Below are 16,971 nucleotides of genomic sequence, written 5' to 3'. Positions count from 1 at the left end.
CTGTATAAAATACAATAACTTAGCCGATTTTGATAATATAGTTAAAATTGATAAAATACAAAGCTTTATGAAAATAAGTCAGCACATTGACAGATACCACACTGACAACCAAGCAAATAAAACGCATAAAGCCTTGCCTGGATTTGTTACATTGAGTAAAAATTTCCTAACTTTGAAATTAATTAAAAATTCTATTATAGTCTTTTAAACATAAAAAAATAAAATGGGAAGTTCAACCCCAAAAACCGACAAGATAGCCGAAAAGTACGACCCCAAAAACGTAGAGGGGAAATGGTACCAGTATTGGCTGGATAACAAGTTTTTTAGTTCAAAACCCGATGACCGTGAGCCATATACTATAGTCATTCCGCCACCCAACGTCACCGGAGTCTTGCACATGGGGCATATATTGAACAATACCATTCAAGATGTGTTGATTCGGAAGGCTCGAATGGAAGGTAAAAATGCGTGCTGGGTACCCGGCACCGACCACGCCTCTATTGCCACCGAAGCCAAAGTAGTGAGAATGTTGCGCGAGAAGGGAATCAAGAAATCGGAGATTGGGCGCGATAAGTTTATGGAATATGCCTGGGAGTGGAAAGAAAAATACGGCGGCATTATTCTTAAACAACTTCAGACTTTGGGCGCGTCGTGCGACTGGGACCGCGAGGCTTTTACCATGGATGAAAAGCGCTCGGAGCAGGTATTGGATATTTTTATCAAGTTATATGAAGATAAAAAAATATACCGTGGCTTGCGCATGGTAAACTGGGACCCGGTAGGCAAAACCACTGTATCGAACGAAGAAGTAATCCATAAAGAAGAAGATTCTACACTTTATTATATCAATTACCGCATTGCCGAAGGCGGTGGCTATGTTACAATTGCCACTACTCGCCCCGAAACTTTGCTGGGCGACACGGCGGTATGTGTAAACCCCGAAGATGAGCGCTATAAGCACTTGATCGGTAAAAAAGCCATTGTACCGTTGGTAAACCGTGAGGTACCTATCATTGGTGACAAGTATGTAGACACGAGTTTTGGTACGGGTTGCTTGAAAGTAACTCCGGCTCACGACATGAATGACTATGACCTGGGTAAAAAACACAACCTTGAGGTGATAGACATTTTTAATGAGGACGCTACGCTCAACGAAGCTGCTCAGATTCATATTGGCAAAGATCGCTTTGAGGTGCGCAAAGACATCATCGAAGACTTGAAAAAAGCGGGTTGTTTTATTGCCGAAATTCCTTACAAAAACAAGGTAGGTACTTCGGAGCGTACGGGGGCGGTAATTGAGCCACGTTTGTCTAAACAATGGTTTGTGGCAATGAAGGAATTGTGCGAACCTGCCCTGGAAAACGTTTTGAACAAAAACATTGAGTTCCACCCGGCATCGTTCGAAAACATGTACAAGTCTTGGATAGATGGTATTCAGGATTGGTGTATTTCGCGTCAATTGTGGTGGGGGCATCGCATTCCTGCTTATTATTTGCCAGGCAACAGCGAAGAAGAAGAGCGTTTTGTAGTGGCTAAAAATCTCGACGAAGCCTTGGAGAAGGCTCAAGCCATTGACCCAGGCATCCAAAAAGAAGACCTTCGTCAGGAAGAAGACGTACTAGACACCTGGGCGTCGTCCTGGTTGTGGCCTATTTCGGTGTTTGAGCCCGACGAATTAGATTACTACTACCCTACTACTACGCTGGTAACGGGGTTTGATATTATATTTTTCTGGGTAATGCGCATGATCATTGCCGGATACTATGTAAAAGACGAAAAGCCATTTAAGCATGTATACTTTACTGGAATGGTAAGGGACAAGATGCGCCGTAAAATGTCTAAATCGTTGGGTAACTCGCCTGATGTATTTAAGCTGATGGAAAGGTATGGCACCGATGGTTTGCGTTATGGTATTTTGAGCAGTGCGGCGGCAGGCAACGACATTATGTTTGACACGCCTGTACCACCCGACAATGCCTCGGACGCAGTAAGGGAAGCCTTTTTTGAGGACAGCAAAAACTTAGATTCTAATATTTGCGATAATGGGCGAAGATTTGCCAACAAGATTTTCCAATCTTTCCGCTTGATCAATATGTGGGAGGTAGACGATAGTTTGCCCAACCCTAATAAGGTGGCAATAGAATGGTTTGAGGCAATATTTAACCAAGAGTTGACAGTGATAGAAAAGAGCTTGAGCGAGTTCCGTATTTCGGAGGCGCTTACCAAGCTGTATTTGTTGTTTTGGCACAACGGCTTTTGTTCCTGGTACTTAGAAATGATCAAGCCCGAGTTCGACCAAGCGGTAGGCAAGTCTAAACCTATAGATGGCGAAACTTACCGTTTTACGGTAGACTATTTCGAGCGTTTGCTCAATGCATTGCATCCATTTATGCCTTTTATTACTGAGGAAATTTGGCAGTTGATCAAAGAACGTGGCGAAAAGGATACGGTTTGTTTGGCAACTTACCCAACACCAGGCATCCAAAACCCTGAGTTGGTAGCACAAGCCGAAGTAGCTTTTGAGGTAATCCAGGGCATTCGCGATATTAGAAACAAAAAAGGATTGAAAAAACATGAGCCTTTGAAGTTGATAGTAAAAACCGATGCGCCTGAGTTGTTCAACAAGTTTGAGCAAATCATTCAGAAATTGGCGGCTATCTCAGAAATTGAGTTTGTAAACGACAAGGTAGCTGGTGCAGTGGGTGTTGTAGTGAAAAACCACGAATGTTTTGTACCACTAGAGGGCAAAATAGACGTGGAGCAAGAGCGTACCAAGCTAGAAAAAGAGTTGGAACGCCATAAACGTAATTTGAACGCCTCTACCAACAAGCTCAAAAACGAACGCTTTGTAAACAATGCCAAACCAGCCGTGGTAGAGAGTGAGCGTAAAAAGCTTGCTGACGCCGAAGCAGCCATCAAGGTATTGGAAGAGAGCTTGAGTAGTTTGTAAAGTGTTTTTTGAGCGTTCAGGTTTTAGCTACAAGTCCTTAGATACTGATGTATATCGGTGCTACAAGTGATGCACGCTACATTATATATATCAATAAGAAGGCAGCCTCTTGGCTGCCTTTTTTTATCTTCTTGGCAAAGCCTGAGACAATGAAGTTATTTTTTTAGTCCACCCCCTAAAACTTCATCATCACCGCCCCACCTATGCTTTTGGTTTGGGGCATATTGTACAAATCTACCCCAAAGCCATTGCCCGTGCCTGTAAGGTTGGTTTCGGGGTCAATGCCTGTATAGTTAGTGGCAAGCCACAAGTTGCGCCCAATAAATGACAGGGTCAGCTCAGAAATTAACCAGTTTTTCAACCACCGAGCAGGCAAAGTATAGGCTATAGTCAATTCGCGCAAGCGCAGCCACGAAGCATCCTGGAGGTTGGCTTCAGAAATGCCCGTCACCCCATAAAAAGTAAAAGGGCTTGTTTCGGCTGCCTGGGTAGCATTGAGGTTATAAAAGTTTACCGGAATATCATTGGGGCTACCATCCAGCTTTACCCCAGGGAAAATATAGTTGGTGACCGTGCGTGCTGCTGCGGCGCGTTGCGACATGCCAGCATAATCAAGGTTGGCTTGGGTAGCGTTCCACATATCACCTCCCCGGCGAATGTCCCACCGCATCCCTACGCTGACTCCTTTCCAGCTAAAATTGCTTTCAATGCCCCACAGCCAGTCGGGTGTAGGGTCGCCCACCGCCCCCGTCACCCCCAAAGTAGGTAAACCTTGATTGTTGATGATGAGTTCGCCCTGATCGTTTCGCTGATAATAGGTACCATATAGCACGCCATAAGGTTGTCCGTTGCCCGCGCTCGAATACGCGGGTCTTAAGCCATCTATGCCCCCCATGTTGATGCGGGCTACCTCACGGGGCAAATCGTTTACTTTACTATTCAACCGGGTAAGGTTGACTGATAAATACCAACGTACCGCCTTATTTTTGATCACCTCCCCTCCTAGTTGAAACTCCCAACCCTGGGTGTTAATCGTTCCTCCGTTGTTGAGCACATTGCCCCTGGTCACATCGTTTAAAGCAATGATTTGGTCGGTGGTAGTGGTTTGGTAATGGCTTATGCTTGCCCGCAGTCGATGATTAAACAAGGTAACACTGGCGCCATACTCTATGGTAGAGGTCATTTCGGGTTTAAGGGCGGGCAAGTAGCTTGCGTTGGCGGTGCTTAGGTCAAGACTGGTGGTGCCAAGCCCAAACAATAGCTGGGTGCGATTGAGGTTGCCCTGGCCATAAGTATATACATCGGCGTCGCTGGATATTTGACTGTAATGGGCGTTGAGCTTGAGTTGGCTCACTATTTTTGAGTTTTTGAAAAACAACGGGGCAAAGTCTACCCCCAGCCCTACCGTAGGTGTGAGGGTTGCCGTGCTCAGTACCGAATGATTGGCATTGACCAAGCCTACATCCAGCATGAGCCCACCGAGGTAATTAAGCGAACCACTCAGGTAAACATTCCGCATGGAGCGTTCATCGGGCAAGCTAAAACGGTTTACTTCTACTCCATTGTCCAGCGAAAAATCACCCCGTACCTGCAAAGGAGTCGCAAACGCGCTGGTGTTTATCAATGCTTGTCTGTTTTGAAAATAACCCACACTGGCATCTACCGAGAGCTTGTTCCACAGCTTGGTGCGATAACTCAACTCAGTGGTAAAATAAAGGTTGTTCATCTCTATATTCTCTTCGGTAAAAGACCCAAAAAAAGAGCTGGAACTTTGTATGTCAAACCCTATGCTGCGAAGATCACTGCGACTATCAACTGATACTTGCGTGGTAAACTGCCAATGCGGTGAAACTTTCCAGGTCAGGTCAGCCTGCACCAACTGCCCGGTCAATACGTCGCCATAAGGATTGCGGCTGATAGAACCATAAGGATTTTCTATAAAAAAACTGCTGAAACTTCGTGGGGCACCGTTTGCCAATAGGGTAAAAGTAGAAGGGTTGCGGCTTGCCTTACGGCTAGAGCCATTGCCGTGGCTGTTGTCAAACGAAGGAGGAGTGCGCATTACCCCCCTTGGTATGCTTGCCCCCGTATTGCCTTTGTATGCTCTCTGCCCCCTGGTATTAAACAAGTACAGCTTGCCCCCTATCACAAGGTTAGGCGTTATTTTTTGGCGAATGCCTGCACTAAAATTATTGCGATAAAAACCAGTGGTATGCACAAAACCATTTTGCTGCATCCTACCTGCCGAAAAGTAATACTGTCGGTTTTTACTGCCTCCACTTACCGACAAATGGGTGTCAAAAGTAAAGCCTTGCACAAAAAAATCGTAAGGGTTATTTGGCGTAGCTGCCACGCCTCCTGCCCGCAACGGTACCAAACTCCCCTGCCTGCTATACAAGGTGGGACGTCCGTTGTATTGCAAATCAGCCAGGGCTGGTCCCCAGGCAAACGACATCCTACTTTCGGGACCAAAGTGTACCGACCTGCCACTCACAGGCAAGCCTTGGGCATAAGTATTTTGTAACTCGGGCAGTTTGTTGACATTGTCAACACTAAAACGATTGTAAAATACCACGCGCGGCGAAGTATCTGCCTTGCCTTTTTTGCTAGTCAAAAGTACTGCTCCGTTGCGGGCAAGCATGCCATACTTAAGCAAGCGGGACGAAAATGACGGAATGATTTCTACCGAAGCAATATCGTGTGGGCTTACATCCATCAGGCGGTTGGTTTGGTCTACCCCCACCACCGAATTGCCCAACGTGAGGTTATTAATGGGCATTCCATCCAAAATAATCAATGGGCTGTTATTGCCATTGATAGAGCGGTGCCCCCGCAACAGCAGTTGAGTAGCAGCCCCCGGCGCCCCTGACGATGACGTAACCCAGGCACCAGCCACCCGATTTTGTATACTTTTAAATATATCAGTGGTATAAGTAAGTGCTTCAGGCCTGAGGGTGCGCATGGTATAGGTTTGGGGTGGTGCAGGAGCGGGTAGTTTTTGCAGTTCAATATTGACGAGGCGTTCTTGACTAATGACTTGGGTAACCTTCACAAAACCTGGCAAGCTAAACACCAACGTTGGGCGATTAGAGGTGGGTAAGCTTAATTGATAAGTCCCGTTTGCCTGGGTAGTAGTGGTAAGTTTGCTCCCCTTTAACCATACTTGAACCTGGGGCATTCCTTGATTTTGGTAGGTTACTTTACCTTTGACCTGAATGCTGTCTTGAGCCCAGGTAGGGCTTGCTAAAAATAAAACAAAGGTAAGAATAGTCCATAGGTAATAAGTGTGTAGATAGAAAAACCTCATAAATATTTTTTTATAGAATTCCTCAGCCAGAAACTTTAAAAAAAGGCAGAAAGAGTAAAATATAACTGCAGTATTTGGCTACAAGATAATTTTTTTGGTGAAAACCCTCACGGTACCCCAAGGTTTTATTTGGGGTAGTGCTACCACTGCACGTACTCTACCCAGATTTTAACTCGTAAACTCAGTTGTGGAGACACAAACCGAGGCGAACACTCTTGAGCTCAGCAGAGTAAAACTTTAGCTTCGGTTTTCAAAAGTACCATCATCGCCTCAGCTCGTGTCTCCACGAGCTGACCGAAACCTTCAAAAATAATGTTCCCAGACGCTGTGATGAGGCGATTTGTGGAGATATCATAGCCGTCAGGCTACTATTTTTTTACCCCTGAAATATCTTTCAGTGCCCAAGTTTTGGCGATTCGATCAGCGCGTGGGGACACTCGCTGAGGCGGTGACGGTATTTTTTTAGTGATTTTTTACTATGCTCCGGTTGTTGGCGCACGTCGTCCTCGCGTGTGCCATCGTAGAATTTGCTTGGTTGGGCATGCGCGAAGACGACGCGCGCCATCTTCAGGTACTGGTTAAGTCCCCAAAATAACGATGCTGAAAGACCTTAAGTTACCAAATTTGAGTTTACGATGATAGGTGATTTTTGGGTGAAATAAAGCGGGTTGGAACAGTCAATTGTAAGCTTTAGTTTACTATTAGCCTCTCAGACTGAAACTTTGAAAAGTTTTTTTGTAATCTTGTTATGATTAATGATTATGTTTGCACAAAAGTAAAAAACGGCTTATCCAATATGAATTGGATAAGCCGTTTTTTGGTGCTAAGCTAATTTTATACCAGCGCTTCATAAGTCAAAACAAATGTGGTACAATAAGATTTTTTTATGCCAATGATCATAAGGATATTTACCTGTATTGTATTGTTTTATACAACGTCTTTTGGACAAAACAAACAATACATCAATAGGTTGCTACAAGTTGGCGCATACAAAGTAAATGCAAATTATGGCTACTATGCCTCAAAGGGTGATACCATTCCCCAAGGTGCTTTTACAATGAAAAGCTTTGACGCTGATGCGGCTTCTGCTGATCTGAAGCAATACTTTTTGCTCAATGGAACTTTTCAGAATCAAATGCCAGGCAAAGCCTGGAGATTTCAGTTTGGCAAATTTAAGCTTGATGGCACCCAAGAGCTGGTCAATTATCGGCTTAATGTAAAGTTAAGCGGCGTTTTTCATACTGCGTTGGTCAATTTTCGGGAGGGAAAGACACACGGAAAATGGAGCCATAAAATCAACCGGGTAGATAAATCTAACATCAAAGAGACGCTCTTCGAGAGCAGTGCACTTCTTGAGAATGGATTGGCCAAAGGGATCATACGCATGGAAGACACACAAGCAATTCTTTTGGGGAGGTTTCTTAAAAGCGGTTTTGCGCACGATGTCTGGGAAGTCAATTTTGGCAATGCTCCAGACAGAACAGAGCAATGGCATTTTAAAGAAGGACGGCTAGAGAAAATTGTACTTGAAAAAGATTTCCAACCCAAAACCATCTATTTATATAAAGACAACATTCCGCAGGCGCAGGCAACAACCGTTAGCCTAGATCATGTGTACCTCAAGATACTTAGTTTGCAACATTTGAGCGATAGCACCAGTTACACAAAAATAGGCAGCAAAATAGCCTCCTTGATTCAACAAAACTCGTATTGTAATCAGAAAATCAACGATATATTTACCGGTATGAAAAGCATTTCGGGGAAAGCAATACCTATGCCGTTGTTTCAGGTAAAAGTGGCGCGTTACCCACTAAAAGAAGCTGAGAAAGCGCATATTGCCAACTTAAAAGCAGATTATGAAAAAAGCATGGAGGTGAGTAAGTTTCTGCTTACCAATACCAAGCTCAACATACTTAAGCATGCCGATGAGGAAGTGTTCTTTTTGTTGTCAGTGATTCAAGAAGTCGACAAAAAATACCTGTCGGTGATCAAAAAAATAGTTGAATACCAGGCAATGGGAGTACTTGACTTTTGGCAGCGCAACCGTATGCAGCTACAGCTTGGTTTAGACAAAAAGTATTCGCCCGAAGTATTGGTGTCGTTGCAAGACTCTACTAACACTCAACAAAAAGCATTTACAGGGCCCAACCCAGCATTGCTCAATGCTAATGAGGTGGGTTATGCATATTTGGCTAAAATAGCCCAATATGCCCGATCTTGTGTAGACTCTGTAGCCCAAAGGCTCAATAAGAAACTCAGCAACCAAAAAATACAACGACAATTGGATGCCCTGGAGAAGGTGATCATCCAAAAGTTTAATCAATTGACCCGGCTAAGCGATTCTCTTGGAAAAAAACTACCCAAACGGTATAAGTCAACCACAAAATCAATGCGCCTTGCTGTCAATAAAGAAATTAAGTTATACTCTACCAACGAAGATTTGAGCACAAAATCGGCTCAGGCACGTGGCATTATTACTTGTTTAGACAACATGAAAAGCTTGGTTAGTACGCTTGCCCTATTGCCCAAACGTTGGGATACGATTCAAAAATTATACACCGAACAAGTATGGAACCCGTTTACGGCAACCATCATGAACGACCAGATAAAAGAAAGGCTTACTGATGCTTATCATAAGTTGTTGGTGCCTTCTGTTTTGACAAAGGTCAAAGTGGGCTTGACTTGTGCTCAGGCTAAAGGACTGCGCTCAATCTTAGACCAACTTTACGCACAAATGAAGGCGTTCAGAAAGCAAGATACGTCCAAGTTAGAACGTAAACTCAGAAGAGAAAACGACCCCAATACAGTTTTGGAACTGTTTGGAATTTCAACACAAATTAAAAATCTAAAAAGATGAAATTCCTTTACCCACTCACAACAATGCTTATATGTTGTTGTTTGTTTTTTATTTCGTCAAAAATAAGCGCTCAACAAACAGGAGTGCCCGAAAAGTCTGAGTTTAAGAAAGCGACAACTCGCCTGTGGCTCAATACTTATGGCAATATTCGCATTTCTGATAAACTGTTCTGGATTGCCCAAACTCATTTTCGTTTTCAGGAAAAAGACCAGACAAGGTTTGCAGGGCAGGTTGGGCAAATTTATAACCGACACGCCATTAGTTATTTTTATTCTAAAAAATTTACCGCTAGTTTGGGAGGCGTGTTCAGGCTCAACATGAATACAGATGATATTTTGGAGGGAGAGCAAACGATGGTGCCCGAATGGAGGATATGGCATCAGTACCTTTTTGCGGTGCCTTTTCCCCGCCTCATGGTGTACCACCGATTACGGATTGAACATCGTTGGACGAGGGGGTTTCAGAAAAACAGTAGTTTTACTTTTAGAAACAGGTGGAGGTATATGTTAAACATGAAAATTCCACTCAACAAAAAGAAATTAGCGCCTGGGGCTTTGTATGTAGCACCCGAAGCAGAATTGATCATGCAAAGTGGGAAGTCGGTAGTAAATAGTCCTATGGAAGATTTAAGACTCCACACCTCTTTTGGGTACATACTTAAACCACAAGTCACTTTTGCCACGGGTCTGATGTATTCTTTTGGGCAAAGTTTAAGCAATGGGGCAATTTTTAACCAAAAATGGACGTTGCGATTTCATGTGTATTTTTCTCCAGATTTTAGGAAACTTGAAAATAGATTGCCAGCTGTTAAATAGTTGAAAGTAGTGGGAGTGTTTTAGCTGACGGTCAACTGTGGCTACGCTATAAATTACTGGCAAAGTGGAAGTGCTAACTATATTTTATAAATCGCTAAAAATCAACGAGATATAATGTATCAGTATTTAAATACATGCACCGGTCAGCACTTTGATCTAGCCAAATTATAAACATTTAGTAATCAGCACCTTATAACTTTTTTAGTTGCTGGTAGACCAGGGGTTAGCACCAATATACATCAGTATCTAAAGGCTTACCCCTGCTATCACAGTGGACTATTAATATTTATATATGAAAAGACCAAGTAAAATCATCGTCGTTTATATTCTCTTGGCAGCAAGCATCACCTCTGCCCTTTTACTGTTTTTTCGTGCTCAAGGCCTCAAACAAAAGCTGAGTACTGCTTTGAAGGTAAAAAAACATCACCAAGAAAATGCAAAAAAACCGCCTTACCTTGACCGTTACCTGGCAGTTGACACCTTGATTGCCCAAAAAAAATACCGGGAAGCCTGGCTTAACTATGAGAAAATACTCGCCGATATGCCCAAAAACCTAAAACTCACCCGCTCTATTCAATTAAGAATGCGTAACCTGGTAGAGTTGGAAAAAATGAAGGGGGTGCTTTTTTCTCATGAAACCCATGATTCTCTGCAAGACATGTCGTTGAAAGTACGCCAAACAGACTCGCTTGCCAAGCAAGTGACAAGCAACGAGCAACAAAATAGCAATCAGTTAGATTCCCTGAGGTTTGCCCTTGAGAAAGCAAGCGTTTTTGCTCAAAACCTTCGTACTCAATTGAAAGACAAATTGTCTAGCGATTATGTAACCTTTACCAATAAAAAAGGAACAAAAGTGTATTATGTGGGCAGTGTAAAAGCTAAAAAAGCCAATGGTCAGGGAGTAGGCTTGTATAGCAATGGCAAGCGATATGAAGGCAACTGGAAAGACAATTTGCATCACGGATATGGCATCCTTTACTGGCCGGATGGTGAATATTACGATGGTGATTTTCAATCGGGGCAACGCAATGGCAAAGGAAGCTACCATTGGCCAAGTGGAGATAAATTTGTGGGTGAATGGAAAAATGACAAAAGAAATGGTCCGGGCATTTTTTACAAAAAAAATGGAAAAATAGTGGCAAAGGGCATTTGGAAAGACAATAAATTTATCAAGAAGTAAATTAGTAGCGAGCTTGTAGCTTGTAGTGCAGTCAGTAGATTTTTAATAAAATAGCGTTTTATACCTGCCAGGTTTCCAAAACCTGGCAGGTATAGGCAAGTAGGCTTTTAAAATACTTGATGCAAATATTAAATTTCAATTGTCTATGCTACAAGTAGCTACAGATTTTACAATGTATCGATTTTTAATGATTTACAAAATGCTTAGATGCCAATTTTATAAACCGCTAATAATCAACGAACTATAAAACCGATAACATGCCTGCAAACCAACCTCAAGCTAGTGGCTAAAAGCTTAAGGCTGTAGAAACTACCGACTATAAAAAAACTACTTCACCTGCTTGGCTATAAAAATATACACCGGAAAGTGGTCGCTGTAGCCCCCCAGGTAAGTACGCCCACCAAATGTACGCAATGGATACCCCTCATACTTGCCTCCACGCTGCTTGAGCAACTTAGGCGCAAACACCCTTGCCGACTTGGGCACATACTTATAAGTATATTTTTTAGCCATCACCAAGCCTTTGCTCATAATGATTTGGTCAAACAAATACCATTGATCGCGGTAAGCCAACGAACCAATGCCCTTTTTATACAAAGGCAGCATCGCGTTGTACAGGTTTTTGCCTTTGGGTTTTTTACCCGAAGCTTTCAAAACCTTGGTCAAACTCTTGTCGTTGGGGTTGTCGTTCAAGTCACCCATAATCACAATCTTGGCATTTTTATCAGCGTCCAACAGCGAATCGGCAATGCTGCGAGTAAGCGTAGCCGCCTTGATACGACGGGGCTCACTGCGTTTTTGCCCACCCCCACGCGATGGCCAGTGGTTGACAATAAAATGAATGTCGTCTCCATCAAACTTACCTTTGACCAACAACTGATCACGAGTAATAAACCGAGGATTGGTTTTGTCTATCAAACGGTAGCTTTTGCTGAAAGTAGGGGCAAAATATTCGGGACGGTAAATCAACGCCACGTCAATACCCCGGCGGTCGGGCGACGAATAATGGACAATTTTATAGTTATACTTCTTGAGCCCTCCGGTTTTCACCAAGTCCTCTACTACTTGTTTGTTTTCTACCTCGCACAAACCAATGATCGAAGGCGCATCGCCTCCGGCAAGCTTTGACAATACCCTGGCAAGGTTCTGTAGTTTTTTGTGGTAACGAATGGTAGTCCAGTTGCGTCTGCCTTCGGGTGTATACTCTTCGTCGCGCTTCTCAGGGTCGTCAATGGTATCAAAAAGGTTCTCTACATTATAAAATGCAATGCTGCCCAAATGATATTTTTCTTTGCCTTGTCCTTGAGAAACGGTCACACTTCCCCATACCAACAGAATCAATACTAATGTTTTTTTCATGTGTAAAACCTTTTGCCCGTTTACCGGGGATTTGCAATAATTATGGAATAATAATTTTATTTTGTATATTAATTTTATGTGCATTCGGCACCTGTTTGGGTTTACTCATGGTAAACAAGCAACCAAACCAGGTTCAATTTGGTTAAAAAAAGGCAAATAACTCCCCTTATTTTAACTATCAGCCCATTTTTTCAGAATAAACTTCTGGTATCAACTCAGGCAAAAACACATTGGATACCTCCCTGTTTTTGCCCAGGCAATGTTAACCTGACGTTTTGAACTGATCAAAATTATAGGCTTCTGATGTTTTATTTGTTCTGATAAAGCAAATTTAACAATTAAATAATTTTAGATACTTCTATCCCCCACTCCTCCCCTTCTTTTTCAATACTACTTACTCACTTTTACTCAACAAGTAATATCTCTTCCCAAAAAGAACTTGACAGCTGTTAATATTTAACAATGGTACTTTTCTAACTTACTGGCTGTAAGAGTTCTTGCCTTTCAATAATGTTTCAAGGCTTTTTTTTATAAGTGTAAGTAAAATGTTTCGATAAAATATAGCAATCTATAAAGTGCAAAAACACCTCTAAAGGTACACATCAATTTACCCCAAAAATGAAGGTTCATATAAACTTAACTTTGGAGTGAAATACCCAACGTAATTTTGCAGCCAAATAGCAAGCAGATATAAAAAGGCCTCGCTTTATGAAAAAATTCTATCTAATTTTAATTTGCTTAGTGGCAACACTAAGTACCTCTTTTGCCCAATCTGGCTCTATTAAGGGTAGAGTAATGGACAAAGAAACCGGAGAAGCGCTTATTGGTGCTTCGGTCATCATCAAAGGAACCTCACAAGGAGTGACGACCAATGTAAAGGGTGATTTTTTGATGCAAAATGTAGCCGTAGGTAAGCAAACCATCGAGATTTCTTACATTGGTTACGAAAAGTATGAAACCACGCTCACTGTATTGGCGGGCAGAATTATGCGCCTGCCCACGCTCAAGCTCGACCCTCAGGCTATGGGATTGAAAGAAGTACAGGTATTGGCATCTTTCCAAGATGAAAAAAGACAACAACCTACCCCTATTTCTACCATTAGTGCGCTTGACATTAAAGAGAAAATGGGCGCGCAGGAATTTCCTGAAATGCTCAAGTCTACCCCTGGGGTATTTGTATCTACCGGAGGTGGTGCTTTTGGTGGTTCAAGCGTACGTATTCGTGGTTTTGGCTCCGAAAACACCGCCGTGTTGATCAATGGTATTCCAGTAAACGATATGGAAAGCGGCCGGGTGTTTTGGTCTAACTGGGGCGGCATGAACGACGTAACCCGCAACCAACAGGTACAACGTGGTTTGGGCGCTTCTAAACTTGCCGTAAGCTCAATAGGTGGTACCATCAACATTATTACCAAGCCTACAGAATTTCGCAAAGGAGTAAGAGTGTCTTATGCTATGTCAAACCGCTCGTGGAAACACCGTGCTATGGTGTCTGCTTCTACTGGGTTGATGAAAGGCGATTGGGCAGTAACCGTATTAGGCTCTACCCGCCAGGGCGAGGGCTTTCGCGAAGGAACCAGTGCCGACTCTTGGGCATACTTTTTATCGGCTTACAAAGGGTTTGGTAAAAACCACCAACTCGTATTTACCGCCTTTGGTGCCCCTCAGGTAACCGAAGGAGGACGAAGTGCCACCTTAGAAACTTATCAGACTGTGGGCGACGAAAGATACAACCCCGCTTGGGGCTTTCGCGATGGCAAGCGTTTTAGCTCGGCACGCAACCGCTACCACAAGCCCAAGTTTATGCTGAACCACTACTGGGACATCAGCCCTAAAACCACCCTGAGCACTTCTGTATATTATTCGTTTGGCCGCGGAGGTGGTACCAGCATCAACCGTACTGCCGATGTAGGCAACCCGGTACCTTTTAACATTACCCAGGGAGCCGACGAAAGCACTTACCAGGTAGACTGGGCAGGTTTGATTGCCCAAAACCAAGCAGTGACCCCTACCAACATTATTACTGGCAACGACAACACACTGGTAAGAGGCCGATTGTCGCAATACATGATCCAAGAGTCACGCAATGACCACAACTGGTTGGGTGCTTTGACTACCCTAAACTCTCACATTAATGAAAACTTAAGTATCACTACCGGACTGGACTACCGTTGGTACCGTGGTTTTCATTACCAGACTGTAAACGACCTTTTGGGGGGTGATTTCTGGCTAGACCGAGAGCGCTTCAACGACCGCCCTGACAACAACTTGCTACGTCCTAATTTTCTTGCCAAAGAAGGCGACCGCATCGGGTACGACTACACAGGTACTGTGGGCTGGCTGGGGGCTTTTGCTCAGGCAGAATATAGCTTAGGCAACCTTGACTTGTTTGTGACCGGAACCGTAGTACAAAGTCAGTTTCAACGAAACGGCAAATTTTTGCACGAAGAATTCATCGACTCGTCTTTGGGCAAGTCTGAACTACACCAGTTTACCAACTACACCGTAAAGGCGGGTGCCAACTATAAGATTACCGGGCGCCATAATGTGTTTTTCAACTCTGGTATGTTTACCCGTGCCCCTTTCTTCAGAGATGCTTATGTAGACGCCCGCGTGTCTAACACCATACGTGGAGGCTTAAACAATGAAGAAATACTCTCATTAGAAGCTGGGTACGGCTACCGCTCGCCTACTTTTGCTGCTAACCTAAACGTGTACCAAACCTATTGGCAAAACCGCACTTTGACTATGGGCACCTTTGCAAGTTATGTAAACCCTGCCACCGGAGAGTTTGTCGATGATTTTGTAACCGTACGTATGGCGGGGGTAGGCGCACTACACCGTGGCATCGAGTTTGACTTTTTGTGGCAAATGTTACCCGCGCTTACGCTAAAAGGGATGGCTTCTATTGGCGACTGGCGCTGGATGGGCAACGCCAAGGCTACTATATTTACCGACCCTGGTTTGCAGATTATCAACGACAACCAAACCGTATACAACGACCGCTTAAAAGTAGGAGGTTCGGCTCAGTCGGTAGCAGCGCTTAACCTTAACTACCGCTCACCCAAATACTGGTATGCAGGCATTAGTTACAACTTCTACGATAATATGTATGCCGACTACAACCCAGTAGAAAAAACCAACCCTGAGCCTTATTTTAACCAGGTAGAACGCCTAAACAATGCCTATACTTTTGACATTTACGGAGGTAAGTCATTCAAACTAAAGAAAGGCTTGATTTTGCAGGTAAAGTTCAATGTAAACAACCTGTTCGACAACCGATTTGTGATTGACTCAAACCAGCGCACGGCTTCGTTTAACGACCCCAACCCGTCGCCATTTGTACAATACTACTTTGGGCGTACATTCTTTATAAGTACAGTACTACAAATCAGGTAATTATAACCTCAGTTACATACAAACACATTAAAGATTTATATTAAAGATGAGACTGAATAAAACATTTTTTTACATTTTGCTGGGGTGGGTAGCTGTGTTAGGAATGACCAGTTGCGCCGATGAAAAAATAGCCATTCCAGAAAGCCTTATTCCAAAGGTAATTACGGTAGAAGAGTTCAATACTGGCAACTACAACGGCAAGCTGGTGCAAATAGAGGGCGTACAGTTTGAAGAGTCTGAAGGCACTAAGTTTAACGGTACTACCTCGAACGCCAACGGCAACAAAACCGTGTCAGACTGTGCAGGCAACACTTTTCTATTGTTTACCAGCACCAGCCGCGACTTTGCCAACAGTACTTTGCCTCGTGGCAATGGCACCATTACCGGGGTGGGTTCTTCTTTTAATGGTACAGTGCAACTTGAACTGCGCACCATCAAAGACATTTTTGGCTTACAGGGCGAGCGTTGCGACCCTACCGCAGGCATTGCGGTGATCTCGATCAAAGAGATTCGTGACTTGTATAAAGGTAGCAATGTAAATATTGCCGATGACTTTAAAATAAAAGGGGTAGTTACTTCTGACAAAGATGGAGGTAACATTACTTCTCGTAACATTTTTATTCAAGATACCTCAGGCGGAATCGTAGTAAGGTTTACAAGCGACCATGCTTTTGCTTTGGGCGACGAAATAGTGGTAGTTGTTAAAGGTACTGAGCTTTCTGAGTTTAACGGATTATTGCAAGTAAGCAATGTGCCTAACAATAGCGCAAAAAAGGTTGCCGATGGTACCTTGCCTACGCCCGAAACCGTTACTATTGACGATTTGAACACTGATAATCATGAAGGTAAATTGGTGCAAATTGTAGGGGTTACTTTTACTGGAACAGGTAAGTTTAAAGACAATAAAGGTAATCAAACCATTGCCAAAGATAGCAAAGAGGCTATAGTATATACCCGTTCGGCGGCTACTTTTGGCGACGATGCATTGCCTACTGGTGCCGTAACTGTGGTAGGGCACGCGGCTGAGTTTAACGGGACTCAACAAGTGCTCATGCGTAACAAAAACGATATTAAGTAATCAATGGCTAACCTAAAAAGAGAACT

8 protein-coding genes are annotated in these 16,971 nt (G+C 43.4%); 6 read left to right on the top strand and 2 right to left on the bottom strand.

Going from position 1 to position 16,971, the window contains the following annotated elements; genetic code table 11:
• Window positions 1-223: 223 nt before the first annotated feature.
• Window positions 224-2,950 (top strand): valine--tRNA ligase, encoded by a 2,727-nt coding sequence (locus M23134_RS30325; RefSeq protein WP_002703058.1) that lies wholly within the window; start codon window positions 224-226, stop codon window positions 2,948-2,950.
• A 175-nt stretch (window positions 2,951-3,125) separates the two neighbouring features.
• On the opposite strand, the gene M23134_RS30320 is transcribed toward M23134_RS30325, so the two are convergent.
• A complete protein-coding gene (locus M23134_RS30320; protein ID WP_002703057.1) occupies window positions 3,126-6,257 on the bottom strand; it encodes a carboxypeptidase-like regulatory domain-containing protein in 3,132 nt (1,043 codons plus the stop codon).
• A gap of 892 nt (window positions 6,258-7,149) precedes the next feature.
• Between M23134_RS30320 and M23134_RS30315 the strand changes: the two genes are divergently transcribed.
• The 3 genes from M23134_RS30315 to M23134_RS39160 all read left to right on the top strand — a co-directional run bounded on the left by M23134_RS30315 (window position 7,150) and on the right by M23134_RS39160 (window position 11,109).
• Window positions 7,150-9,114, top strand: a complete 1,965-nt coding sequence (locus M23134_RS30315; protein WP_002703056.1) for a hypothetical protein — start codon at window positions 7,150-7,152, stop codon at window positions 9,112-9,114.
• Window positions 9,111-9,929 carry a DUF2490 domain-containing protein gene (locus M23134_RS30310; RefSeq protein WP_198145119.1) on the top strand — a complete coding sequence of 273 codons (819 nt, stop codon included), beginning with the start codon at window positions 9,111-9,113 and terminating at the stop codon, window positions 9,927-9,929. The genes M23134_RS30315 and M23134_RS30310 overlap by 4 nt, the downstream gene beginning before the upstream one ends.
• A 292-nt stretch (window positions 9,930-10,221) precedes the next feature.
• Entirely contained in the window at window positions 10,222-11,109 is an 888-nt protein-coding gene (locus M23134_RS39160) for an MORN repeat-containing protein (RefSeq protein WP_082226737.1), read from the top strand.
• A 327-nt stretch (window positions 11,110-11,436) separates the two neighbouring features.
• Here M23134_RS39160 and M23134_RS30300 read toward each other — a convergent pair whose 3' ends face one another.
• Window positions 11,437-12,468 (bottom strand): endonuclease/exonuclease/phosphatase family protein, encoded by a 1,032-nt coding sequence (locus M23134_RS30300; RefSeq protein WP_002703053.1) that lies wholly within the window; start codon window positions 12,466-12,468, stop codon window positions 11,437-11,439.
• 708 nt (window positions 12,469-13,176) lie between these two features.
• Between M23134_RS30300 and M23134_RS30295 the strand changes: the two genes are divergently transcribed.
• Complete coding sequence (locus M23134_RS30295; protein WP_002703052.1) at window positions 13,177-15,867, top strand: TonB-dependent receptor; 2,691 nt, start codon at window positions 13,177-13,179, stop codon at window positions 15,865-15,867.
• A gap of 46 nt (window positions 15,868-15,913) precedes the next feature.
• Entirely contained in the window at window positions 15,914-16,945 is a 1,032-nt protein-coding gene (locus tag M23134_RS30290) for a DUF5689 domain-containing protein (RefSeq protein WP_002703051.1), read from the top strand.
• Window positions 16,946-16,971: the final 26 nt, after the last annotated feature.

The organism is Microscilla marina ATCC 23134 (assembly GCF_000169175.1).
GTDB classification, from domain to species: Bacteria; Bacteroidota; Bacteroidia; order Cytophagales; family Microscillaceae; genus Microscilla; species Microscilla marina.
The sequence above is the reverse complement of the archived record's forward strand: the minus strand, read 5'-3'. Positions and strand labels throughout refer to the sequence as shown.

What these genes read in the sequence shown, in the direction of transcription:
- M23134_RS30315 (WP_002703056.1), top strand. Translation starts at nt 7,150, where the DNA reads ATGATCATAAGGATATTTACCTGTATTGTATTGTTTTATACAACGTCT.
- M23134_RS39160 (WP_082226737.1), top strand. Translation starts at nt 10,222, where the DNA reads ATGAAAAGACCAAGTAAAATCATCGTCGTTTATATTCTCTTGGCAGCA.
- M23134_RS30295 (WP_002703052.1), top strand. Translation starts at nt 13,177, where the DNA reads ATGAAAAAATTCTATCTAATTTTAATTTGCTTAGTGGCAACACTAAGT.
- M23134_RS30325 (WP_002703058.1), top strand. Translation starts at nt 224, where the DNA reads ATGGGAAGTTCAACCCCAAAAACCGACAAGATAGCCGAAAAGTACGAC.
- M23134_RS30310 (WP_198145119.1), top strand. Translation starts at nt 9,111, where the DNA reads ATGAAATTCCTTTACCCACTCACAACAATGCTTATATGTTGTTGTTTG.
- M23134_RS30300 (WP_002703053.1), bottom strand. Translation starts at nt 12,468, where the DNA reads ATGAAAAAAACATTAGTATTGATTCTGTTGGTATGGGGAAGTGTGACC.
- M23134_RS30320 (WP_002703057.1), bottom strand. Translation starts at nt 6,257, where the DNA reads ATGAGGTTTTTCTATCTACACACTTATTACCTATGGACTATTCTTACC.
- M23134_RS30290 (WP_002703051.1), top strand. Translation starts at nt 15,914, where the DNA reads ATGAGACTGAATAAAACATTTTTTTACATTTTGCTGGGGTGGGTAGCT.